This is a genomic window from Sphingomonas kyeonggiensis, assembly GCF_014196745.1.
In the GTDB taxonomy this organism is placed as follows: Bacteria; Pseudomonadota; Alphaproteobacteria; order Sphingomonadales; family Sphingomonadaceae; genus Sphingomonas; species Sphingomonas kyeonggiensis.
The window spans coordinates 540,061-562,430 of sequence record NZ_JACIEH010000003.1; the positions used below are offsets into that span (position 1 = coordinate 540,061).

Annotated in this window: 19 protein-coding genes; 5 read left to right on the forward strand and 14 right to left on the reverse strand. The window is 69.2% G+C overall.

The features are described from left to right. Positions 1-20: 20 nt before the first annotated feature. Together aroC and GGR46_RS17755 are read left to right on the forward strand one after the other, a co-directional pair. Positions 21-1,091: a chorismate synthase gene (aroC, locus tag GGR46_RS17750; RefSeq protein ID WP_183999346.1), complete on the forward strand. Its 1,071-nt coding sequence runs from the start codon at positions 21-23 to the stop codon at positions 1,089-1,091. A gap of 227 nt (positions 1,092-1,318) precedes the next feature. Further along, complete coding sequence (locus GGR46_RS17755) at positions 1,319-1,591, forward strand: hypothetical protein (protein WP_183999347.1); 273 nt, start codon at positions 1,319-1,321, stop codon at positions 1,589-1,591. Between the two features lie 96 nt (positions 1,592-1,687). Here the strand turns inward: GGR46_RS17755 and GGR46_RS17760 are convergent, their stop codons facing one another. Both GGR46_RS17760 and GGR46_RS17765 read right to left on the reverse strand, forming a co-directional pair. Then, positions 1,688-2,977: an adenylosuccinate synthase gene (locus tag GGR46_RS17760; protein WP_183999348.1), complete on the reverse strand. Its 1,290-nt coding sequence runs from the start codon at positions 2,975-2,977 to the stop codon at positions 1,688-1,690. 138 nt (positions 2,978-3,115) lie between these two features. Further along, positions 3,116-6,484: a PAS domain-containing protein gene (locus GGR46_RS17765; RefSeq protein ID WP_246426206.1), complete on the reverse strand. Its 3,369-nt coding sequence runs from the start codon at positions 6,482-6,484 to the stop codon at positions 3,116-3,118. Positions 6,485-6,583: 99 nt separating this feature from the next. Between GGR46_RS17765 and GGR46_RS17770 the strand changes: the two genes are divergently transcribed. The 3 genes from GGR46_RS17770 to GGR46_RS17780 are packed head-to-tail and all read left to right on the forward strand — an operon-like array spanning position 6,584 to position 8,639. Next, on the forward strand, positions 6,584-7,588 hold the full coding sequence (locus tag GGR46_RS17770) for a fumarylacetoacetate hydrolase family protein (RefSeq protein WP_183999349.1): 1,005 nt from the start codon (positions 6,584-6,586) through the stop codon (positions 7,586-7,588). Then, positions 7,589-8,023, forward strand: a complete 435-nt coding sequence (locus GGR46_RS17775) for a hypothetical protein (RefSeq protein ID WP_183999350.1) — start codon at positions 7,589-7,591, stop codon at positions 8,021-8,023. Positions 8,024-8,063: 40 nt separating this feature from the next. Then, on the forward strand, positions 8,064-8,639 hold the full coding sequence (locus tag GGR46_RS17780; RefSeq protein ID WP_183999351.1) for a methylated-DNA--[protein]-cysteine S-methyltransferase: 576 nt from the start codon (positions 8,064-8,066) through the stop codon (positions 8,637-8,639). Here GGR46_RS17780 and GGR46_RS17785 read toward each other — a convergent pair. The 12 genes from GGR46_RS17785 to GGR46_RS17840 all read right to left on the reverse strand — a co-directional run bounded on the left by GGR46_RS17785 (position 8,636) and on the right by GGR46_RS17840 (position 22,355). Beyond that, complete coding sequence (locus GGR46_RS17785; protein WP_183999352.1) at positions 8,636-9,169, reverse strand: 2'-5' RNA ligase family protein; 534 nt, start codon at positions 9,167-9,169, stop codon at positions 8,636-8,638. The genes GGR46_RS17780 and GGR46_RS17785 overlap by 4 nt on opposite strands. After that, the gene (locus GGR46_RS17790; protein ID WP_183999353.1) at positions 9,169-12,513 is read right to left on the reverse strand and encodes an error-prone DNA polymerase; all 3,345 of its coding nucleotides are present in this window, start codon (positions 12,511-12,513) and stop codon (positions 9,169-9,171) included. The genes GGR46_RS17785 and GGR46_RS17790 overlap by 1 nt, the downstream gene beginning before the upstream one ends. Further along, positions 12,510-14,105, reverse strand: a complete 1,596-nt coding sequence (locus GGR46_RS17795) for a DUF6504 family protein (protein WP_343058231.1) — start codon at positions 14,103-14,105, stop codon at positions 12,510-12,512. Before GGR46_RS17795 ends, GGR46_RS17790 begins: the two co-directional genes overlap by 4 nt. 151 nt (positions 14,106-14,256) lie before the next feature. Further along, complete coding sequence (locus tag GGR46_RS17800; RefSeq protein ID WP_183999355.1) at positions 14,257-15,006, reverse strand: ImuA family protein; 750 nt, start codon at positions 15,004-15,006, stop codon at positions 14,257-14,259. A 140-nt stretch (positions 15,007-15,146) separates the two neighbouring features. Next, a complete protein-coding gene (locus GGR46_RS17805) occupies positions 15,147-15,440 on the reverse strand; it encodes a YciI-like protein (protein WP_183999356.1) in 294 nt (97 codons plus the stop codon). A gap of 1 nt (position 15,441) precedes the next feature. Further along, entirely contained in the window at positions 15,442-16,263 is an 822-nt protein-coding gene (locus GGR46_RS17810) for a PP2C family serine/threonine-protein phosphatase (RefSeq protein WP_183999357.1), read from the reverse strand. Between the two features lie 9 nt (positions 16,264-16,272). Next, positions 16,273-16,761: a GNAT family N-acetyltransferase gene (locus GGR46_RS17815; protein ID WP_221262845.1), complete on the reverse strand. Its 489-nt coding sequence runs from the start codon at positions 16,759-16,761 to the stop codon at positions 16,273-16,275. Further along, the gene (locus GGR46_RS17820) at positions 16,761-18,020 is read right to left on the reverse strand and encodes a dihydrolipoamide acetyltransferase family protein (RefSeq protein WP_183999358.1); all 1,260 of its coding nucleotides are present in this window, start codon (positions 18,018-18,020) and stop codon (positions 16,761-16,763) included. Before GGR46_RS17820 ends, GGR46_RS17815 begins: the two co-directional genes overlap by 1 nt. A 5-nt stretch (positions 18,021-18,025) precedes the next feature. Beyond that, positions 18,026-19,030, reverse strand: a complete 1,005-nt coding sequence (locus GGR46_RS17825; protein WP_184000086.1) for an alpha-ketoacid dehydrogenase subunit beta — start codon at positions 19,028-19,030, stop codon at positions 18,026-18,028. Positions 19,031-19,065: 35 nt separating this feature from the next. Further along, complete coding sequence (locus GGR46_RS17830; RefSeq protein WP_183999359.1) at positions 19,066-19,935, reverse strand: alpha/beta hydrolase; 870 nt, start codon at positions 19,933-19,935, stop codon at positions 19,066-19,068. Next, entirely contained in the window at positions 19,932-21,200 is a 1,269-nt protein-coding gene (locus GGR46_RS17835) for a thiamine pyrophosphate-dependent enzyme (RefSeq protein WP_183999360.1), read from the reverse strand. The genes GGR46_RS17830 and GGR46_RS17835 overlap by 4 nt, the downstream gene beginning before the upstream one ends. 216 nt (positions 21,201-21,416) lie before the next feature. Then, the gene (locus GGR46_RS17840) at positions 21,417-22,355 is read right to left on the reverse strand and encodes a hypothetical protein (protein WP_183999361.1); all 939 of its coding nucleotides are present in this window, start codon (positions 22,353-22,355) and stop codon (positions 21,417-21,419) included. Positions 22,356-22,370: the final 15 nt, after the last annotated feature.

Below are 22,370 nucleotides of genomic sequence, written 5' to 3' on the forward strand. Positions count from 1 at the left end.
CTTGGGCGAGGAGGCTGGCGATGAGCTACAACACCTTCGGACGAGTCTTCCGGTTCACCACCTGGGGCGAGAGCCATGGCCCGGCGCTCGGCGCCGTGGTCGATGGCTGCCCGCCGGGGCTGACCCTGTCCGAGGGCGACATCCAGCCCTTTCTCGACAAGCGCCGTCCGGGCCAGTCGCGCTTCACCACCCAGCGGCAGGAGCCGGACCAGGTCCGCATCCTCTCGGGCACCTTCGAAGGGCGCACCACGGGCACGCCGATCGCGCTGCACATCGACAATGTCGACCAGCGCTCCAAGGACTATTCGGAAGTCGCCAAGGCCTATCGCCCCGGGCATGCCGATTATGCCTATGACGCGAAATACGGCTTCCGCGACTATCGCGGCGGCGGGCGCAGCTCGGCGCGCGAGACCGCGGCGCGGGTGGCGGCGGGGGCCGTCGCGCGGGCAGTGATCCCCGAAGTGTCGATCCTCGCCTGGGTCGAGGCGATCGGCGGCGACGCGATCGACTATGCCAATTTCGATGCCGGCGAGATCGGCAACAACCCGTTCTTCTGCCCCGATGCCGAGGCTGCGAAGCGCTGGGAGGTGCTGGTCGATGGCGCGCGCAAGTCAGGCTCGTCGCTGGGCGCGGTGGTCGCCTGCGAGGCGACCGGCGTGCCGCCGGGCTGGGGCGCGCCGCTCTATGCCAAGCTCGACAGCGAGCTGGCGGCGGCGTGCATGTCGATCAACGCGGTGAAGGGCGTCGAGATCGGCGACGGCTTCGCGGCGGCGGCGCTGACCGGCGAAGAGAATGCCGATGCGATGCGCCCGGGCAATGACGGCAAGCCGGTCTTCCTCGCCAACCATGCGGGCGGCATCGCGGGCGGGATCTCGACCGGCCAGCCGGTGCGCGTGCGGGTGGCGTTCAAGCCGACCAGCTCGATCCTGACCCCGGTGGAGACGGTCACCCGCGAAGGTGAGGCGACCGAGATCATGACCAAGGGCCGCCACGATCCCTGTGTCGGCATCCGCGGCGTGCCGGTGGTCGAGGCGATGGTCGCGCTGGTCCTCGCCGACCAGAAGCTGCTCCACCGCGCCCAGATCGGCTGAGTCGTTTCCCGAGAGCCGGGGTACGTCCGGCCAGGCAAAAAGGCGGCTGCACCCGATGGTGTGGCTGCCTTTTGCATGTGCGCCGGTTTCGGCCCGCCCCTCGAGGGGCTCACCTCATTGCTCAGCCGTGCGCGAGGCAGGGTTGGCTGAAACGTCTGGAAACAATCCAGACATGCCTAACCGCTCGAAAGGACCTCGGCAAAAACCGTAAGGAGGATTGCCCTGTTATGTTGCTTAAAACCCTGATCGGCGCCGCGGCGCTGCTGGCCGCTCCGGCGGCCTTCGCCCAGACCACTACGCCCACGGACCCGTCTGCCACTCCGCCGACGGAAACCACCGCTCCTGCGCCGGCCCCCGACCCCAGCGCCAACCCGGCGCCTGCGCCGGATACCAGCACGGCCACGCCCGCACCCGATTCGGCAACCCCCAGCCAGGATCCTGCGGCTTCGTCCGAAGACAAGCGTGATGCCAAGAAGGAAGGCAAGAAGAAGCCCCATTAAGGGCTCCTGACGCAGGAGATGCGCTGCCCGCCCTGGCCGGACGGGTAGCGCATTGCCCTGTCTGCAGTCCGCGAAGCGATCGCGGACCGACCGAAATCAGTCCGCGAAGGGATCGCGGACCAGGATCGTGTCCTCGCGCTCGGGGCTGGTCGAAACCAGCGCCACCGGGCAGCGGATCAGCTCTTCCACCCGGCGGATATACTTGATCGCGGCGGCGGGCAGCTCGGCCCAGCTGCGCGCGCCGGCGGTGGTTTCCTGCCAGCCCGGCATCGTCTCGTAGACCGCTTCGACCGCGGCCTGGTCGGCGGCGTTCGAGGGATAATAGTCGATCTCCTCGCCGTGCAGCCGGTAGCCGGTGCACACCTGGATCTCGTCGAACCCGTCGAGCACGTCGAGCTTGGTCAGCGCGATGCCGGTGATGCCGGAGACGGCGGCCGACTGGCGCAGCAGCACCGCGTCGAGCCAGCCGCAGCGGCGCTTGCGGCCGGTGACGGTGCCGAACTCATGGCCGCGCGTGCCGAGCCGCTCGCCGACGTCATTGTCCTGCTCGCTGGGGAACGGGCCCGAGCCGACGCGGGTGGTATAGGCCTTGGCGATGCCGAGCACGAAGCCGACCGCGCCCGGGCCGATGCCCGAACCGGCCGAAGCGGTGCCCGCCACGGTGTTCGACGAGGTGACGAACGGATAGGTGCCGTGATCGATGTCGAGCAGCACGCCCTGCGCGCCTTCGAACAGGATGCGGCGGCCACGCTCGCGCGCAGCGTTGAGCGCGCGCCATACCGGCTGGGCGAAGGGCAGGACGAAGCCGGCGATCTCGCGCAGCTCGGCAATCAGTGCCTCGCGGTCGATCGGCGGCTGGTCGAAGCCGGCGCGCAGCGCGTCGTGATGCGCGGTCAGGCGATCGAGCTGCGGGCCGAGCTCGTCGAGATGGGCGAGGTCGCAGACGCGGATGGCGCGGCGGCCGACCTTGTCCTCATAGGCCGGGCCGATGCCGCGGCGGGTGGTGCCGATCTTGCCGGCGCCGCTGGCATCCTCGCGCAGCGCGTCGAGGTCGCGGTGGAAGGGCAGGATCAGCGGGCAATTGTCCGCGATCATCAGCTTGTCGGGGGTGATCTCGACGCCCTGGCCGCGCAGCTTCTCGACCTCGGCCTTGAGGTGCCAGGGATCGAGCACCACGCCGTTGCCGATCACCGAAGGGGTGCCGCGGACGATGCCCGAGGGGAGCAGCGAGAGCTTGTAGACATTCTCGCCGACGACGAGCGTGTGGCCGGCATTGTGGCCACCCTGGAAGCGCACGACCATGTCGGCCCGCTCGGCGAGCCAGTCGACGATCTTGCCCTTGCCTTCGTCACCCCATTGGGCGCCGATAACCGCTACATTTGCCATGGATACACGTCTCCGCCTGCCGGGGCGGGCCACAAGCCGCCCTTCGACAGGACTCGGCGGCTGGGCTTTACGGGGGCGGTGGCGCAAGGCGCCGGAGCCGCGGGGCGCATGGCCCGCGCGGGTGATTCGGTCAAGGGGTTATGCGTCGAGCGCAGCCCGCACCGCCGCGGCCAGCCGATCGAGATCGAAGGGCTTGGCGAGGATCGTCTCCCCCGCCACCCGCGCGGTTTCGGGGGCATAGCCGCTGGTCAGCAGCACCTTGAGGCCCGGCAGCCTGGTCCGGGCGCGTTCGGCGAGCTCGCGCCCGGTCATCTCGGGCATCACCACATCGCTGAACAGCAGCGAGAAGGGCGCGCGCCCATTGCGCAGCTGGCCCTCGATCAGCCGCAGCGCCTCGGGCCCGTCGCGGGCGCCGGTCACCTGATAGCCAAGCTCGCGCAGCGCCTCGATCGAATAGTTGCGCACCCGCTCCTCGTCCTCGACCACCAGCACCGTCTCGCCGCTGCGGGCGCCCATCGGGACCGCGATCGGCGCATCGGCGCGCGGCGCCGGCGTGGCGCCTTCATGGGCGGGCAGATAGAGCCGCACGGTGGTGCCCTGGCCCGGCTCGGTATCGATGCCGACCGCCCCGCCCGACTGGCGGATGAAGCCGAACACCTGGCTGAGCCCCAGACCGGTCCCCTTGCCCACGCCCTTGGTGGTGAAGAAGGGATCGAAGGCGCGGGCGGCTACCTCGGGGGTCATGCCGATGCCGGTATCCGTCACCGCGATCTCGACATAGTCGCCCGGCTGCAGCTCGAGCTCGCGGGCCTCCTCCGCCTCGAACCGGGCATTGGCGGTCGTCAGCACCAGCTTGCCGCCATGCGGCATCGCGTCGCGCGCATTGACCGAGAGGTTCAGGACCACATTCTCGAGCTGGTTGGGGTCGGCGAGCAGCGGCGAGACGCCGGCCGGCAGCACCGTCTCCACCGTCACATCGTCGCCCAGCGTGCGGACGAGCAGCTCGATCATCCCGCGGACCATCTCGTTGGCGTCGATCGCCACGGGCGCGAGCGGCTGCTGGCGCGAAAAGGCGAGCAGCCGCTGGGTGAGCGCCGCCGCCCGGGTCGCGCCGTCGCGTGCGGCGGTGATGTATCTGTCGAGATCGAGCCGCCCCTGCGCCACGCGCCGCTCGAGCAGGTCGAGCGCGCCGATCACGACCGCCAGCATGTTGTTGAAGTCGTGCGCGATGCCGCCGGTGAGCTGGCCGACCGCCTCCATTTTGTGCGCCTGGCGCAGCCGTTCCTCCGCCGCCATCAGCTGCTCGGTCCGCTCGCGCACCGCCGCCTCCAGCGCCTCGCGCGAACGGGCGAGCACTTCGCGCGCGTCGACGATGTCCTGGATGTCGGTGCAGGTGCCGAACCAGCGGGTGATCTCGCCCCGCTCGTCGCGCACCGGCTGGGCGCTGCCGAGCACCCAGCGATAACGGCCCGAGCGGTGGCGCAGGCGATATTCGATCCGGTAGCGCTCGCCGGTCGCCAGGCTCTGGTGCCACACCGACCAGGCGCGCTCCTGGTCGTCGGGATGGAACATGCCGTTCCAGGCTGCGCCATCGGTGCTGCCGTGCGGCACGCCGGTATATTCGTACCAGCGGTCGTTGTAATAATCGTGATAGCCGTCGGGCAGGGTCGACCAGACCATCTGGTCGATCGAGTTGGCGATGGCGCGGAACTTGGCCTCGCTCTCCCGCAGCGCTGCCACTGCCTCGATCCGCTCCACCGCGTCCCAGGTCGTCTCCGCCACCGCCTCGATGAAGGCGACTTCCTCGGCGCTCCAGCGGCGCGGCTCGGCGGTGTTGATCGACATCACCGCGACCCATTGCCCGCCACGCAGCAGCGGCACGCCCACCCCGGCGCCGGCGAGATGCGCGAGGCCCGGAGCCTCGTGCGCGGTGTCGCCCAGCACCACGGTGCGCCCGGTGCGATAGGATCGGGCATTGTCGCCCAGCGCCGCGATCGGCAGCGTGCCTTCGAGCGGGGCGAGCCGGCCGCTGGTCCAATAGGGGCCGAAGCGCACGTTCTCGCCCTGCACCCGGTAGAAGACCACCCGGTCGAGCCCCATCTGCTCGCCCAGTGCCGCGGCGGTGAAGCGCATCACCGCATCGGCCGAATCGAGCGCGCGCTGCTGGTCGGACAGCGCGCCGAGGAACGCCTGCGCCTCGTTCGCCTCGCGCAGTTCCTCCGCCGTGTCGCGGGCGGCTTCCTCGGCGAGCTTGCGCTCGGTGATGTCGAAGGCGACGCCCGGGAAGCGCGAAGGCCTGCCCTCCTCGTCGAAGGTTGCGCGGCCCTGCGCGCTCACCCAGCGCGATGTGCCGTCGCTCTGGACCAGCCGATATTCCTCGTTGAACGGCACGCGTTCGTTGAGGGTGCGGGCGATGCTCGCCTCGAGCCGGGCACGGTCGCCGGGATGCACGTTGACGAAGAAGTCGGCGATCGGCGTGCCCTTGCCCGCCAGCGCCTCGTCGACGCCGTAGAGGCGCAGGAAGCGCGCATCGGCGGTGACGCGATCGGCGGCGACGTCCCACACCCAGGTGCCGACGCCGAGCGAGGCGTTGAGCGCAAGTTGCAGCTGCTCCTCGCTCCGGCGCAGCGCCTCCTCGGCGGCGGTGCGCTCGGTCACGTCGTTCGCGGCGACGAAGATATCGGTGGTGTTGCCGTTCGCGTCCTTGATCGGCTGGTAGACGAAATCGAGGAAGCGGGTGTCGGCCGGGCCGTCGGCGCGGCGCTGGAGCAGCACCGGCACGCCGTCCGCCCGGAAGGTCTCGCCGCTGGCATAGACCGTGTCGAGCAGGGCGACGAAGCCCTGCTCGACCACTTCGGGCAGCGCCTCCGCCACCGTCATGCCCAGCACCGGGCGGCCGCCGATCAGCGCCAGATATTCCGAATTGGCGAATTCGAAGCGGTGCTCGGGCCCGTGGAGCAGCGCCGTGGCGCCCGGCGCCTGCTCGAACAGGTCACGCAGCCGCGCCACCTCGGCCAGGCGGGCGCGCTCGGCGAAGACGATCCGCGTGGTCTCGTTGCCCTGGTTGAGCATGCCGGCGACTTCGCCCTCGCTACCTCGCAGCGGCGTGAAGCTGTAGTTCCACCAGGTCTCCTGGCGACGTCCGTCGCGCATCATCATCAGCTGCTGGTCGTAGATCGCGAAGCCACGCCCGCTCTCCAGCACGCCGACGATCTGCGGGCCGACCACGTCCCAGATGTCCGCCCACACCTCCGCACCCGGCCGGCCCAGCGCCCAGGGATGGCGATCGGCGGGGATCGTGGCCCAGGCATCGTTGTAGAGCAGATAGAGCTCGGGCCCCCAATAGACCGCGGTGGGGAAGGTCGAGCCCAGCGCCACGTCGAGCGCGAACTTCAGCACATCGGGCCAGTGTTCCGGCGGGCCGAGCGGATGCGCGGACCAGTCGAAATCGCGGATTCGCGCCGCCATCTCGCCTTCATGATCCAGAAAGCGCAGCGCAGCCCCCATGCGCCAACCGATGCGGGGCACGGCCTCCCGAGTCAACCAACTGAGTCAACTCGACTTGGCCGCCCGGGCGGTTATGGATGGGGTAAAGGAGAGACTTGAATGAAGCTCGCAAGCCTGAAGAGCGGCCGTGACGGCAAGCTGGTCGTCGTTTCCACGGATCTGGCCTGGTATGCCAGCGCCGACATGATCGCGCCGACGCTGCAGGCGGCGCTCGACAATTGGGACCGGGTCGAGACCGATCTGCGCAACCTGGCGACCGATCTCGACCATGAGGTTATCCCGCGCGAGCGCTTCCACGAGCGCCTCGCCGCTGCGCCCCTGCCGCGCGCGTTCCAATGGGCGGACGGCTCGGCCTATGTGAACCATGTCGCGCTGGTCCGGCAGGCGCGGAATGCCGAGATGCCCGACAGCTTCTGGCACGATCCGCTGATGTACCAGGGCGGCAGCGACGGGTTCCTGGGGCCGCGCGACGCGATCCCCCTCGCCGACGAGGCCTGGGGCTGCGACCTGGAGGGCGAAGTGGTGGTGGTCACCGGCGACGTGCCGCTTGGCGCCAGCCGCGAAGAGGCGCTTGCCGCGATCCGGCTGGTCGGCCTCACCAACGACGTGAGCTTGCGCAACCTGATCCCGGGTGAGCTGGCCAAGGGCTTCGGCTTCTTCCAGTCCAAGCCGGCCAGCGCCTTTTCCCCGGTCTTCGCCACGCCCGATTCGCTCGGCGACTGGTGGAAGGACGGCAAGCTGCACCGCAAGCTGATGGTCGACGTGAACGGCAAGGCGTTCGGCAGGGCGGAAGCGGGCGTCGACATGACCTTCGACTTCGGCACGCTGGTCGCCCACGCCGCCAGGACCCGCAAGCTCGGCGCCGGCACGATCATCGGCTCGGGCACCGTCTCGAACCGTGGCGAGGATGGCGGCCCGGGCAAGCCGGTGAGCGAAGGCGGCGTCGGCTATTCGTGCATCGCCGAGATCCGCACGATCGAGACGATCCGTACCGGCAAGCCCGAAACCCCCTTCCTCAAGGCGGGCGACACGGTGCGCATCTGGGCCGAGGACGACAGGCACCACCCGATCTTCGGGGTGATCGAGCAGACCGTCGGGGGCTGAATGACGCGAGAGGATCGGCTGTTCGAGCGCGCCCGCGCGATCATGGAGCGGCGCACCAATGGCTTCTACATGCCGATCCTCGATCATCTCGCACGGCGTGGCCATGCGCATGCAATGCTGGAACTGGCCGGGCTGTTCAGCCGGGGCAATGATCCAGCGAATCTGGGCATGATGTCCCGGGCGGGAACGCCGGCATGGTTCTATCGGCGCGTGTGGGTGCGAGGTGGCCCTTATGCGAGCCTTGCCGCGCAGAACCTCGCGATGAGCCGGTTCAACATCGGGGACTTGCACGGTTACCGTCTGTGGTTGCGGCGTGCCCAGATGCTGGGCGATAACGACGCCGGTTTGGAGCTCGACCGGTTCGAGACGCGCTTGCCCTTTGGTGACGCGAAGGCGATCGGACGCGGCCGGCCCTGGCGTCGCAGCGAGCGCTGAGCCGGTTGCGAATGGTGGATCGCGTACCGATCTCTGCAGCATGACGGGCGAGCGCTTCTACACCCTGTTCGAGACCGTGGCGGGCTTCGCCGCGATCGGCTGGAGTGCGAAGGGCGTCATCAGCTTCCGCTTGCCGGCGGGTACTGCGGCGGAAGCCGAGCGCGCGCTGCTGCGGCGGCTGCCCGATGCCCGGCCGGTATCGCCGGCCCCTCCCCAGGTACAGGCGGTGATCGACGACGCGCTGCGCTATTTCGCCGGCGAGCGTGTCGATTTCGCGCGAGTGCCGGTCGATCTCGGTGCGCAGGAGCCGTTCTTCGATCGCGTCTACATCGCCGTGCGCGCGCTCGGCTGGGGTGAGACGGCGACCTATGGCGCGATCGCGAAGCAGCTCGCGGCCGGTCCGGAATTCGCCCGCGATGTCGGCCAGGCGATGGCGGCCAATCCGGTGCCGCTGATCATCCCCTGCCACCGCGTGACCGCGGCGAACGGGCGGATCGGCGGCTTCTCGGCACCCGGCGGATCGCTGTCCAAGGCGCGCATGCTCGAGATCGAGGGCGTCGAGGTGCGCGATGGCGTCGTCACCCGGAACGTGCCGCAGCTGGGGCTGGGCTTCTAGAAGCCGAACCCGCCCTGCCGGTCGATCAGCGGCCAGCGGCCCAGCTCGACATGCCGGTGCTCGCCGAGCATCGAGTGGATCAGCACGAAATCGGTCGCGTCCCATCCGATCGGCGGGATCGTCCGGGTGAAGGGGCGGCCCTTGCGATAGAGCAGGGTGATGTGCGGGTGGAAATCCCATGCACCGCGCAGCAGCCCGGCATGGGCCAGGCCCTGCTGCAGCTTGCGCCCGAGATCGGCCAGCGCATCGATCCTGCGGCTGGGGCGCAGCGCGATCGTCTCGTTCCCGCCGGAGATCCGGTCGAGCCGCACCGGGACCGGCGCGGCCGAGACCTGTGCGCCGATCTCGATCAGCCGCTTCATCTCGGCATAGGGCTGGCGCGCGAAATCCTCGGTGATGCCGAGCGTGATGTGCAGCCGGTCATTCTCGACCACGCTTTCGGCAAGGCCCAGCTGGTCGCGCTGCACGCCGATCAGGTTGCGGGCCAGCGGCGAGGGGCGAAGTGCGTAGAAGAAGCGGTTCCTCGGCATCAGTGGAAATCCCTTGAGCGCACCGGAATCAGGTCCGGCGCCTTGAGGCTGCGGCGGGGCGGCCAGCTTTCGAGCGCGCGCTGGCGGGGGACCCGGAGCCGGTCGCGCGGATCGATCTCGCCGCCATGCCGCGCGCCGTCGCCCGGCATGGTCATGTCGGGCAGCTCGAGCTCGCCGACTTCGCGCAGCCAGGGGGTGAGATCGGTGATCTGCTCGGCGACGAGATGGATGACGATCCCCTCGCGCTGCACCTTGCCCTTGATGGCCAGCATCGTGGCGGACATCACCGTGCGCCGGTTCTCCTCGAACCGGTCCGCCCAGAGCACGGCATTGGCGATGCCGGTCTCGTCCTCCAGCGTGACGAACACCACGCCCTTGGCGCTGCCCGGCCGCTGGCGGACGAGGATCAGCCCGGCCACTTCCACGCGCTGCCCGTCCTTCATGTCCAGCAGGTCCGAGCATTTCGCGATCCGCCGTGCCGCCAGCCGGTCGCGCAGGAAAATGAGGGGATGTGCACGCAGCGAGAGCTGGGTGGCGCGATAGTCCTCCACCACTTCGCGCCCGGCGCTGAGCGGCTGCAGCGTCACTTCGGGCTCGATAACCTCGGCCACGGTCGCGCCTTCGCGGGCATCGGCGGCGGCGAACAGGTCGAGCGGCGCCTGGCTCAATCCCTTGATCGCCCAGAGCGCCTGGCGCCGGTTGAGCCCCAGCGCCTGGAATGCATCCGCCCGCGCCAGCCGCTCGAGCGCGGCGGGCTTCACCCTGGAACGACGCCAGATGTCCTCGATCGACGTGAAGGGGGCTTGCCGGCGTGCCCGCAGGACCGCTTCGGCATCGTCTTGGGAGAGTCCCTGCACGATCCGCATGCCGAGCCGGATCGGCTGCAGGCTTTTCCAGTCCTCCTCGGTGCCGCAGAAGCGCGCATCCTGCTCGCGCAAATTCGGTCCCGCGGGCACCATCCGCGTATCCCAGTCGCTGTCGTTGATGCACACCGGCCGTGCCTCGACCCCGTGGTTGCGCGCATCGCGGATCAGCTGCGCCGGCGCGTAGAAGCCCATCGGCTGCGCGTTGAGCAGCGCGGTGCAGAACACGTCCGGATGATGGCATTTCATCCAGGACGAGGCGTAGGCGATCTTGGCGAAGCTGGCGGCGTGGCTTTCGGGAAAGCCGTAATTGCTGAAGCCCTTGATCTGCTCGACCATCTGCGCGGCGAAGGTCTCGCTGATGCCGTTCCTGCGCATGCCTTCGATCAGCTTGGGCCCGAACTCGCCGATGTCGCCGCTCGACTTGAACGTCGCCATTGCCCGGCGCAGGCGGTCGGCTTCGCTCGGGGTGAAGTCGGCACCGACGATTGCCACCTGCATTGCCTGTTCCTGGAACAGCGGCACGCCAAGCGTCTTCTTCAGTACGGCTTTCAGTTTGGGCGAGGGATAGTCGACCAGGTCCGGATTCTGCCGGCGCTTCAGATAGGGGTGGACCATGTTGCCCTGGATCGGCCCGGGGCGGACGATCGCGACCTGGATCGCGATGTCATAGAAGCAGATGGGTTTCATCCGCGGCAGCATCGACATCTGCGCGCGGCTCTCGATCTGGAACACGCCGAGCGTGTCGGCCTGCTGGATCATCGCGAAGGTCGGCGTGTCCTCGTCCTGCATCAGCGGAGAGGCGAGCGTCAGGTAGGTCTGCTTGTGCTCGGCGAGCAGGTCGAAGGTGCGCCGCATGCAGCCGAGCATGCCGAGGCCGAGGATGTCGACCTTCATGAAGCCCAGCTCCTCGATGTCGAGCTTCTCCCATTCGACGACATGCCGCTCGACCATCGCCGCGGGCTCGACCGGGATCAGGTCGTGCAGCTTGTCGCGGGTCAGCACGAAACCGCCGGGATGCTGGGACAAGTGCCGCGGCGTGTTGACCAGCTGGCGTGCCAGCTCGAGCGTCAGCGCCAGGCGTGGATCGGTCCGGTCCAGGTTGAGCGCATCGGCATGCTTGTCGTCGACATCGTTCGACCAGCCCCAGACCTGCGAAGAGAGCGCAGAGGTCATGTCCTCGGGCAACCCCATCGCCTTGCCGACTTCGCGCAGCGCACTGCGCGAGCGGAAGCGGATCACCACCGCGGTCAGCGCGGCATGGTCGCGGCCATAGCTGTCATAGATCCACTGGATCACTTCCTCGCGCCGCTCATGCTCGAAATCGACGTCGATGTCGGGCGGTTCCTTGCGCTCGGTCGAGATGAAGCGTTCGAACAGCAGCTGGTGGACGATCGGATCGATCGAGGTGATGCCCAGCGCGAAGCAGATCACCGAATTGGCGGCGCTTCCGCGCCCCTGGCACAGGATCTGCTGGCTGAGCGCGAACTGGACGATCGAATTGACCGTGAGGAAATAGGGGGCGTAGTCCATCTGCTCGACCAGCGAGAGCTCGTGTTCGAGCAAGTCCTGATGCGCCTGGGAGGGCTTGCCGGCGAACTTCTGCTTGAGCCCGTTCCAGGCGAGCGCGGCGAGTGCTTCCTGCGCGGTCCGCCCCTGGATGACATGCTCCTCGGGATATTGATGCTTCAGCTCGCGCAGCGAGAAGGTGCAGCGCTCGGCGATGGCGGCGGATGCGGCGATCGCTTCGGGATAATCGCGGAAGCGGCGGGCCATTTCCTGCGGGGATTTCAAATGCCGGTCGGCGCTGCGCTCGCGACGGAAGCCGAGTTCGTCGATCGTGCAGCATTCGCGGATCGCGGTGACCACGTCCTGCAGCATGCGCCGGTCGGGCGTGTCGTAGAGCACGTCGCCGGTCGCCAGTCCCGTCAGCCCGAAGCGCCGGGCGGCAAGGTCCAGTTCGTGCAGCCGCATCGCGTCGCCCGGGCGGCGATGCTGGGTGAGGCAGACATGACCGCGCGTCCCGAACACATCCGCCATCCAGCGCAGCGCCTGCGGATCGCCGGTGTCCGCCAGACCGGGCACCAGCGCGCCGACCATGCCCTCCGCCGCGCCGGCCAGGTCGTCCCAATGGAGGAAGCATTGGCCCTTCTCGCCCTTCTGCGCATCGGCGCGGCTCTTGCCGAGGGTGAGCAGGCGCGTGAGTCGGCTCCAGGCGGCGCGGTCCTCGGGCCAGACCAGCACCGAGCTGCCATCGACCAGATCGAGCCGGCAGCCGGCGATCATCCGGATCTTCAGGCCAAGGTCGCTGATCTTCTCGGCAGCGACCAGCGCGCGAACCACGCCGCCGACCGAATTGCGATCGACGATCCCCAAGGCGGGCAGCCCGATCAGTGCGGCCTGTTGGAACAGGTCCTCGGGCGAGGAAGCGCCGCGCAGGAACGAGAAATGCGTGGTCACCTGGAGCTCGGAATAGGTCATCCGAACACCCCGTGGAGATACCAGCTGAGATCGCCGGTCGCCGCGCGCTCGCCGTCGCCGGCGCGGAACAGCCAGTAGCGCCGGCCGGCCTCGTCCTCGACGCGGAAATAGTCGCGCACGCTCAGCCGCTCGGCGTCGCGCTTCCACCATTCGCCCTGGATGCGCTCGGGCCCGTCGGCATGGATCACGCGGTGAGGTTGTCCGCGCCAGGTGAAGCGGCGGGGCGGCTGGTCGGGCAGCTCGGCGATGACGTGATCGAGCCGCTCGGGCCGGCGCAGCAGCCGAGCCGGACGCGGCCAGCCGGGGTGCCAGGGCGGCAGCGGCGGGTTGCGGTCGAGCTGGCGGACATCGTCGCGCTTGCCGCGTTGCGCCGGGCGGGCCGGGGGATCGAGCACCGGCCCGCGCGCCTCCGAACGCTCGGGCACGTCGCTCTCCACCGGCTGCATCCGCCACATCGCGCGCAGGCCGATCCGCGTCGCCAGCGTATCGACCAAGGTGGCGATGTCGGGTGCCGCTTCCTCGTCCAGTCGCTCGACCACCGGTTCGGGACCGAGCAGCGCCGCGCGGCGGACATGCAGCGTGATCGCGTCGATGCCATAGCCCGGCTCGACATCCTCGATCCGGCGCCTGAGCAGGCGGAGCAGATGCGCGGGATCGCGATTGGGCCGCGCCAGGCCGATGCGGATGCGCTGCGGCACCCCGTCGATCCGCTCGGCCACGCATTCCAGCGCCTGCACGCCCAGCCCCTCGGCCTCGAGCGCGGCGGCGAGCCTGGGGGTGAGTTCGCCCAGCCAGTGCTCGATCGTCTCGGCGGTGGCGATCGGTTCGGCGAAGCGCTGCTGCACGGCGATGCTCTCCGGCGGGATCACCGGATCGAGCGGCTCGGCGATCCGCCCCAGCGCCTGGTCGAGCCGCAGCACCGTCGCCGCGCCGAAGCGGCGGACCAAGGGCGCGCGGGGCAGGGCGGAAAGCTGGCCGATGCGATCGATGCCGAGCCGTTTGAGCAGCTCGACCGCGGCCTCGCCGATGCGCAGCGCCGGCGTGGCCAGCTCGGCGAGCGCGGCCGCCTGCTCGCCCGGCGGGCAGATGCAATGGCCGTGATGGCGGGCGAGCGCCCAGGCGGCGCCCGGCGTGTCGGCGATCGCGATCCGCGCGGTGAAGCCGGCGCGGGCGAGCAGGCGGACGATGTGCCGTGCCATCGCCGCCTCGCCGCCGAACAGATGCGCGGTGCCGGAGAGGTCGAGGAACAGCCCGTCCGCATCCGACAGCGCGACCACCGGCGACCAGCGCCGTGCGGCGAGGATCGCGAGGCGCTTCAACGCGGCGAGATCGCCCTCGGGATCGGCCGGCCGGACATCGAGCCCGCGCACCTGCGCCCGCGCCTGGGTGACCGCCATGCCGGGCCTGAGCCCCAGCGCCTGGGCGGCGGGGCAGGCGGCGGCGATCTCGATGCGGCTGCCGTTGCGGAGGGTAGTGACGAGGGGGGCATATAATTCCTCCCCCAGCTTGTCTGGGGGAGGGGGACCGCCGGCCGCAGGCCGGTGGTGGAGGGGCGTCGGCGAAGCCGGCGACTGACGTCGCCGCCCCTCCACCACGCCCTTCGGGCGCGGTCCCCCTCCCCGAGCAAGCTCGGGGAGGATTTGGATGTCATCCTCCCGCGCCCATTTCGCACCCGGCCGCCAATGGCCCTCATGCTGGGCCGGCTTGCGCAGCGGTGCCTGGGGCGCGGGGAGGCGGCGCGGGTCAGGCCGCGCGGCGGGGCGCCGTTCCGCCCGCCACAGCCTTTCGATGGGCCATAACGGGAGGAAGAGCGCAGCGACCCGTTGCATCGCATGCCTCCACGATAAGTTCGAAACCCTCACCCCCCTTTTGCCGCGCCAGCTCCAGCTTCCAGCGCGATCGCCCGACGCCTTCCACCGGCAGCGGCGTCGAGGGGGCCGAAGTCACTCGCCAGCGCGTCACCGCCGCGGAAGGGGACGAGATCGGATCGCTGCCTTCGCGTGCCGCGCGCTTCATCAGCAGCGCGATCGTCCTCCCGCCTTCGGCCGCCAGCTGCAGCCGCCGCGTCGCGGTCATGTCCGCGCGCTTGGCCTCGCCGATCACCGCGCCCAGCCCGCGATGGCGCAGCCCTTCCTCCATCACCGCGAGCAGCTCGGCATCATCCTTCGCCTCGGCATAGATCAGTCGCTTGGGATCGAGCCCCGACTGGGCGAGCCCCGGGGCGAACAGGTCGCGCCGCCGCACCACCCACAGCACCGGGCCCCAGGCGCGTGCGGCGAGGCCGGCGAGGAACAGCGTCGCCGCGCAATCATCGGCCATGTCGCTGGTGCCCGCCGCTACCTCGTGCAGCGCATCGAGCCTCAGGCCGCCGTCAGCGAGGCGCGAATCGAGCGCCTCGATGCCGAATGGCAACGACGGGCGCCGGCGGAATCCACCGGTCTCGAGACCGCGAAGCGTCTCGCGCAATTGCTTCAGGACGGCAGGATCGGCCATAGGGCGCACGACTCGGAAAACAGAATGTTCCTATTCTGTTCCTTATTGACCGAGAGTCAATCGTCATTCCGCGGCGTCGATTTCAGACGCTTGGGAACGGGGTCCGCAATGCGTGCACGGCGTGGACCTGCCACACGATCTCAGGGCCGGATCGGGTTTGCCGCCTGTGCGCCGACCACCGTGTTCCACGGCAGCACTTCCCATCGCGCGACCAGTCCGTTCGCGACATAGGGATCGGCTTCGGCGAAGGCGCGGGCCGCGGCCGCGTTCGCGAAGAGCAACAGCGCGCTTTCGGGCGGATCGCCGACGGCGCCGCCCAGGATCAGGTCACCCGAGTCCGCCGCCGCCCAGGCGAGCGCGAGATGCGCTTCGCGGAAAGCGGCGCGGCGCTCGAGATAGTCGGGCGTGGTCGTGTAGCGCAGGAGCCAGTGCATCTCAGCCTCCGATGCGCAGCCACAGGGCAGTGGCATCATCCGATCGCTTGAACCGCGGGAACCGGGTGCAGGCCGCATCCTCGCGCTCGATCGCACGCAGATCTTCGGCGACGGCGGCGAGGCCCCTGTCGCGGATCGCCTCGACCAGCGAGGCGTCGTCATGGGCGCCGTAGCTGTCGATCAGCGCGGCATAGCCGTCGGACATCAGGAAGATCTCGTCGCCGGGCGCGCAGGCAATGCGGGCGGTGTCGACCGCCATCATGTGTTCGGGATCGACGCTCAGCACGCGCATGCCGGTGCGGCCGCGGGTGGCACGGAGATTGGCGAGGATCGGGGCGGATTTCTTCGGGCTGCCCAGGCCATGCTCGGCCAGGCTGGCGGCGCGCTCGGCCTCGGAATTGCGGATCTCCTTTTCCGGTCCGATCCGCGTGACCGTGCCCGCCGACCAGAGGAAGCCGGCGCAGTCGCCGAGCCAGCCCACTTCCAGCTGCTCGCCCAGCCGGACGGCGAGCGACGAGGCGAGCGGATATTCCCAGCGGTCCTCGGGATCGCGGGTGCGGTCGCGCTCCCAGGCCGTAAGGATCTGCAGCGCGACGTCGTTGTACAGCGCCTCGATGCTGGTGGCGGTGGAGGCGGTGAAAGCGGCCTGGGCGACGCTCGCCAGCCAGGCTGCGCCGCCCTGGGTCCCGACCAGTCCAGGCGGGCCGAGATCGGTGGCGCCGTCGATCACCCAGCCATGATGGCGGGCATTGCCGGTGCGGTCGTCATTGGGGACGGAGATATCGCCGGTGAGGCTGATCGACTGGAGGAGATCGAAATGCATGGCCGCCTCCTAGCCCGGTTTTGTGACGCCCCGCACCATGTAACGTGCATCCGGGCCATAACTGGAAAGCTTGGCGCGGAGTTCGGGGCTGTCCTGGGGCACAAAACCCTGGGCCTGCCAGAAAGCGGCGGATTCGTTGACCGAGACCAGTGCGATCGGCGCGTCGATCTGGCCGAACAACAGGGCCAGGCCCGCCCGGGCGTTGCCGCCGCCGCGCGCCTCGGGAAGCAGGGCGAGGTCGTGGAGATACCAGCTGTCGCGGTTCTCGGGCAGGCCGCCGAGCAAGGTGTCGAGCGGCGGAATCGCGCCGCGGGGCCAGGGATAGGCGATCAGATAGCCGGCCACGCCCCGTTCGCCTTCGAGCACGAAGCAACTGCCCGGCGCGAGCGCCAGCCGCTCCTCGAAACAGGTGCGGCTCTCCGGGTGATCGGGAAAGGCGATGCGGGCGACCGCGACGACGCCGTCGAGATCCCCCGCTTCCATCGCCCGCCAGCGCATCAGTCGGCGAACAGCAGCACGGGGGTCTCGAGCAGCTTCTTCACCGCCTGGACGAAGCTCGCCGCATCCCAGCCGTCGACCACGCGGTGGTCGCACGAGATCGACAGGTTCATCAGCTTGGCGCGAACGATCTCGTCGCCCTGGAAGATCGGGCGCTCGACGATCTTGTTCGGGCCGATGATCGCCACTTCCGGACGGTTGATCACCGGCGTGGTGGCGATGCCGCCGAGCGGGCCGAGCGACGTGACGGTGAGGGTGGAGCCGGACAGTTCCTCCGACTTGGCCTTGCCGGTGCGCGCGGCTTCGGCGAGGCGGCTGATCTCGGTGGCGAGCTGCCAGACATTGCGGTCCTGCGCGTCGCGGATCACCGGGACCATGAGTCCCGCGTCCGTCTGCGCCGCCATGCCGAGATGGACGCGGCCGTGACGCGTGACCACGCCGGCCTCGTCGTCATAGCGCGCGTTGATCATCGGGAAATCGGGCAGCGCCCGGCAGATCGCGACGATCAGGAAGGGCAGCATGGTCAGCTTGGGGCGCTGGCCGCGATTGTCGTTGAGGTCGCCGCGCATCGCTTCCAGCGCGGTGACGTCGATCTCGTCGACATAGGTGAAGTGCGGGATGGCACGCTTCGACGCGGCCATGTTCTCCGCGATGCGGCGACGCATGCCGATGACCTTGATCGGCTGGTCTTCGCGCGCTCGGCTGGCATGGGGGGCGTGATAGCCCTGGGCGCTGCCGTACCGCAGATACGCGTCGAGATCGGCGTGGCGGACATGGTTGCCGTCCGCCTTCACAGTGGAGAGATCGATGCCGAGATCCTTGGCGCGCGCGCGGACCGCGGGGGACGCGAGGACCTGCTTGTGCGCGACGGGCTCGGGCACCGCGACCGGTGCCGGCTCGGGAGCGGGCGTAGGTGCCGGAGCAGCTTCCACGACTTCCTCGACGCCGGGCGTCTCGGCCTCGACCTGCTCCTCGACCGGGGACTCGTCAGCCGCAGGCGCCACCACTTCGGCATCGCCCTCGACTTCGATCACCATCAGGCCTGAGCCGATCGCGACCATCTCGCCGACTTCACCGGCCAGTTCGACGACCACGCCGGTGACCGGCGATTCCATCTCGACCGTCGCCTTGTCGGTCATCATGTCGGCAACCTGCTGGTCCTCCGACACCTTGTCGCCGACCTTGACGTGCCAGGCGACGATCTCGGCCTCGGCAATGCCTTCGCCGATGTCGGGCAGGCGGAACGTGAAGCGTGCCATGCGGATCAGTCCTTCAGGATCTTCTTGAGGGCGGTGCCGATGCGGACCGGGCCGGGGAAATAGGCCCATTCCAGGCTGTGCGGGTAGGGCGTGTCGAAGCCGGTGACGCGCTCGATCGGCGCTTCGAGATGGTAGAAGCAGCGCTCCTGGACCTGGGCCGAAAGCTCGGCGCCGAAGCCCGAGGTGCGCGTCGCTTCATGAACGATCAGGCAGCGGCCGGTCTTCTTCACCGATTCCTCGATCGTCTCGATGTCGAGCGGCACGAGCGTGCGCAGGTCGATGATCTCGGCATCGATGCCCATTTCCTCGACCGTGTTGGCGACGACATGGACCATCGTACCGTAGCAGAGGATCGTCACCGCCTCGCCCGGGCGGACGACCGAGGCCTTGCCCAGCTCGACGCGGTAATGGCCCTCGGGCACCTGCGCGCCGGGATGATCGGCCCAGGTCTTGGCCGGGCGATCGTAATGGCCGTGGAACGGGCCGTTATAGATGCGCTTGGGCTCGAGGAAGAGGACGGGATCATTGTCCTCGATCGCCGCAATGAGGAGCCCCTTGGCGTCGTACGGCGTCGAGGGGATCACCGTCTTCATGCCCGAGACGTGCGTGAAGATGCCCTCGGGCGACTGGCTGTGGGTCTGGCCGCCGAAGATGCCGCCGCCATAGGGCGAGCGGATCGTGATCGGCGCGGTGAAGTCCGCCGCCGAGCGATAGCGCAGCCGCGCCGCTTCGGAGACGAGCTGGTCGAGCGCCGGATAGATGTAGTCGGCGAACTGGATCTCCGGCACCGGGCGCAGGCCATAGGCGCCCATGCCGATCGCCACGCCCATGATGCCGATCTCGGTGATCGGCGTGTCGAAGGCGCGGGTCTTGCCGTATTTGGCCTGGAGCCCGGCAGTCGCGCGGAACACGCCGCCGAAATAGCCGACATCCTCGCCCATCACGACCACGTTCGGATCGCGCGCCATCATCACGTCCATGGCGGAGTTGATCGCCTGGATCATGTTCATCTGGGTGGTTGCACCCGCTTCGGTGACCATCTCGGTCATGCCTGTGCCTTGCGAATAGTCCAGCGGTCGCCCACCGAAGGTTTCCATGTATCGAGCTTGCGGCGCGCCCTGGCGTCGCCCAGCCCATAAGCATCGACGAACAGCTTCGCCGGCGCCTCGGTGCGCGGGAAGCGGACGGCGTCGTCGACCAGCTGGTGCGTGCCGCCCTCGACGACCAGCGCATAGGTGCCGGCCGGCGCGGTCTCGGCCGGGAATAGATGCTCCTCCGCCGCCGTGGCGTGGCCCATGACCGGCGGCACCGTATCCTCGGTGCCGGTGACGATTATCACGGGCACTTTGACGCTGGTATAGGCGTTCGCGGGCACGAGGCCGGGCGCCTTGCCGGGCGACGAGAAGCCGAGCACCGCCTTCACCGCGGGATCATACGCCTTGAAGTGCGGGAGCCCGCCGCCGAGAGCGAGCGAAACGAGCGTGCCGAAGCTGTGCCCGGCAGCGATCACCGGCAGCCCGGGAAATGTTTTCGCCGCGTACGCGCCCGTCGCGCGCATGTCGACGAACCGCTCGGGCAGGCCCGAGAGGAAGGTGAACTTGTCGCGCTCCGGATAGTGCATCGAATCGACATGCACCGGCGCGAGCACGGCAAAGCCCTGGCCGAGCAGCACCGAGATCAGCCGATCATAGCGCTCGGGCCAGGAGCCATGTCCGGTCGAGAACAGCACCACGCCCTTGGGGCTGGCGGGCTTCCAGACCAGCAGCTTGGTCGAGCGCGTCGGCGAGACGGCGAGGTCGATCGTCTCGGGGTCGCCGATCGGGGCGGCATGGAGCAGCCCGGGCGGCAGCACCGCGAGGGCGCCGAGGGCACCCGCCCCCTTCACCAGCGCGCGGCGGTTGAGGATCAGGCTCACAGGCCGGCCGCCTTCTGCTCGTCCAGCATCTGCTGCTGCTGTTCCTTGAGGTGCCAGGGGATCGTCTCGAACACGCCCTCGAACATCGATTCGAAGGGCTGGTGCATGCCGTGGCCGAGGATGCCGTTCTTCTCGGCGTCCTTCTGCGCGGCCTTGACCAGTTCGGCGAGCTCGAGGTCCTGCGCGGCGTGGCGTTCCTCGTCCCATTCGCCGAGCTTGATCAGATGCTCCTTGAGGCGGCGGATCGGATCGCCGAGCGGCCAGGCATTGGGCTCGCCGGCCGAGCGGTACGCCGTCGGATCGTCCGACGTGGAGTGGCCCTCGGCGCGATAGGTGAAATGCTCGATCAGCGTCGGACCCTGGTTGGTCCGGGCGCGCTCGGCGGCCCATTCGGTGGCGGCGTACACCGCCAGCGCGTCATTGCCGTCGACGCGCAGGCCGGCGATGCCATAGCCGATCGCGCGCGCCGCGAAGGTGGTCGCCTCCGCCCCGGCAAAGCCCGAGAAGCTCGAGATCGCCCACTGGTTGTTGACGACGTTGAAGATGACCGGCGCCTTGTAGACGGTCGCGAAGGTCAGCGCCGAGTGGAAGTCGCCCTCCGCCGTCGAGCCTTCGCCGCACCAGGTGGCGGAGATGCGCGTGTCGCCCTTGGCCGCGCTCGCCATCGCCCAGCCCACCGCCTGCGGATACTGGGTGGCGAGGTTGCCCGAGATCGAGAAGAAGCCATACTCCTTGGAGGAGTACATGATCGGCAGCTGGCGACCTTCGAGCGGATCGGCCTTGTTCGAGTAGATCTGGTTCATCATCGTCACGATCGGATAGCCGCGCGTGATGAGGATCCCCTGCTGGCGATAGGAGGGGAAGCACATGTCGTCGCCGGCCAGCGCCATCGCGGCGCCGATCGAGACGGCCTCCTCGCCGGTCGACTTCATGTAGAAGCTGGTCTTGCCCTGGCGCTGGGCACGGAACATGCGCTCGTCGAACGCGCGGGTGAGCGCCATCGAGCGGAGCATGCGGCGCTTGGCGTCTGCGTCGAGCCGGGGATCCCAGGGGCCGACGGCATTGCCGTCCTCGTCGAGGACGCGGACCAGGCCATACGCCAGCTCATGGAAGCTGTCGGCACGGTCGGCAGTGTCGGGGCGGCGGGTGGCGCCGGCGGGCGGCACCGCGATGTCGCTGAAGTCCGCCTCGTCACCCGGGCGGAATCGCGGCTCGGGCACGTGCAGCGCAAGCGGGGGCAGGTTGGCGCGATCGCGCTCGCTCACATGGGCTCTCCGGACATAGGTTCCCGTTGCCAAACGCTCGGGAATCACGTTTCGCGCCGTTGTTATAAAATTTCAAAGGTCCGCGCAAGTAGGTCAGGGGTGCTGACCTGAAATGCCCGGCGAACGGATGGGAATTCGAGGCGGGCGGCGCTGCCCCCTGCCGGCTTTCCCCTCCGTCGCGCTTCGTGCGCCGCCTCTCGTGGCGGGATCCGAGAACTAGTCCTTCGCGTAGATCGAGCGGCTCAGTGCAGCGCGCACCTGTTCGCGTCCGGCCAGGATTCGCGCGCGATTGGCCGAATCGATCGCCCCGGCCTGCTCGGCCAGCGTCTGGCGCTTCGCCTTGTTCGCCTTGAACGCCGCGGCATCGGCGCCGCTGCGGAAGCCGAAATAGCCATTGTCGTTGGTCCAGCCCTTGCGCGCGAGCAGGGTGCAGAGCTCGGCGGTGGCATCGATCATCGCCTGCTGGTTGGCGAGCGTCGGATCGTCCCTGGTGTCGCCGACGATCCGGGCGATGCCCAGCTTCGCCGTCCTGGGCAGGCTCGCGCTGCCGATCGCCTCGGCCAGCGCCTTGCTGCGGCCAATGCGCGCCAGGCTCTGTTCGGTGGCGAGCGCGCGGATCTGCTCGATCTCGCCGCAATTGCCGATCGCATGAGGGTTCTGCTGGAGCAGATAGGGGCTGTTGAGCGCCGCCATCCCGAACTTCGCCTGGGCCGCGGTCATGGCGCGCACCGCGGCCGCATCGGCCTGCACCGCATCGGCATAGAGCTGCGAGACCGGCCCGCGCGCCCGCACCCCGGCGGGCAGGATCACCGCGCCGTCGGGCGCCAGTTCGATCTCGGCGAAGCTGCTCGCATCGGCGCGCGACGCGGTCTGGAACTGGCCATGCGCGATCGCCGCGGCCCCGGCACCGGCGCCGACCAGCAGCACCAGCGAGCCGAGCTTCCAGCCCAGGCTCGCGCGCCGCGTGGTGATCACGAAGCCGATCAGCCACAGCACCAGTGCCGTCGCCGCGCCGCCGATCAGCAGGGCGGGAAAGGGCAGGGGCGTGGCGAAGCGCGGCCCCAGCAGCGCGGCGAGCACCAGCACGGCCGCCCCGGCCAGCGTTGCGATCAGCGGATGGCCGTGCGGGCCCTCCTCTTCCCAATGATCCGACATGATTCCCCCTTTGTC

Excerpts from the sequence above, each read along its gene's own strand:
- GGR46_RS17775 (WP_183999350.1), top strand. The coding sequence starts at position 7,589 with ATGACGCGAGAGGATCGGCTGTTCGAGCGCGCCCGCGCGATCATGGAG.
- GGR46_RS17790 (WP_183999353.1), bottom strand. The coding sequence starts at position 12,513 with ATGACCTATTCCGAGCTCCAGGTGACCACGCATTTCTCGTTCCTGCGC.
- GGR46_RS17765 (WP_246426206.1), bottom strand. The coding sequence starts at position 6,484 with ATGGGGGCTGCGCTGCGCTTTCTGGATCATGAAGGCGAGATGGCGGCG.
- GGR46_RS17785 (WP_183999352.1), bottom strand. The coding sequence starts at position 9,169 with ATGCCGAGGAACCGCTTCTTCTACGCACTTCGCCCCTCGCCGCTGGCC.
- GGR46_RS17755 (WP_183999347.1), top strand. The coding sequence starts at position 1,319 with ATGTTGCTTAAAACCCTGATCGGCGCCGCGGCGCTGCTGGCCGCTCCG.
- GGR46_RS17820 (WP_183999358.1), bottom strand. The coding sequence starts at position 18,020 with ATGGCACGCTTCACGTTCCGCCTGCCCGACATCGGCGAAGGCATTGCC.
- GGR46_RS17780 (WP_183999351.1), top strand. The coding sequence starts at position 8,064 with ATGACGGGCGAGCGCTTCTACACCCTGTTCGAGACCGTGGCGGGCTTC.
- GGR46_RS17840 (WP_183999361.1), bottom strand. The coding sequence starts at position 22,355 with ATGTCGGATCATTGGGAAGAGGAGGGCCCGCACGGCCATCCGCTGATC.
- aroC (WP_183999346.1), top strand. The coding sequence starts at position 21 with ATGAGCTACAACACCTTCGGACGAGTCTTCCGGTTCACCACCTGGGGC.
- GGR46_RS17760 (WP_183999348.1), bottom strand. The coding sequence starts at position 2,977 with ATGGCAAATGTAGCGGTTATCGGCGCCCAATGGGGTGACGAAGGCAAG.
- GGR46_RS17815 (WP_221262845.1), bottom strand. The coding sequence starts at position 16,761 with ATGCGCTGGCGGGCGATGGAAGCGGGGGATCTCGACGGCGTCGTCGCG.
- GGR46_RS17800 (WP_183999355.1), bottom strand. The coding sequence starts at position 15,006 with ATGGCCGATCCTGCCGTCCTGAAGCAATTGCGCGAGACGCTTCGCGGT.
- GGR46_RS17770 (WP_183999349.1), top strand. The coding sequence starts at position 6,584 with ATGAAGCTCGCAAGCCTGAAGAGCGGCCGTGACGGCAAGCTGGTCGTC.
- GGR46_RS17805 (WP_183999356.1), bottom strand. The coding sequence starts at position 15,440 with ATGCACTGGCTCCTGCGCTACACGACCACGCCCGACTATCTCGAGCGC.
- GGR46_RS17825 (WP_184000086.1), bottom strand. The coding sequence starts at position 19,030 with ATGAACATGATCCAGGCGATCAACTCCGCCATGGACGTGATGATGGCG.
- GGR46_RS17810 (WP_183999357.1), bottom strand. The coding sequence starts at position 16,263 with ATGCATTTCGATCTCCTCCAGTCGATCAGCCTCACCGGCGATATCTCC.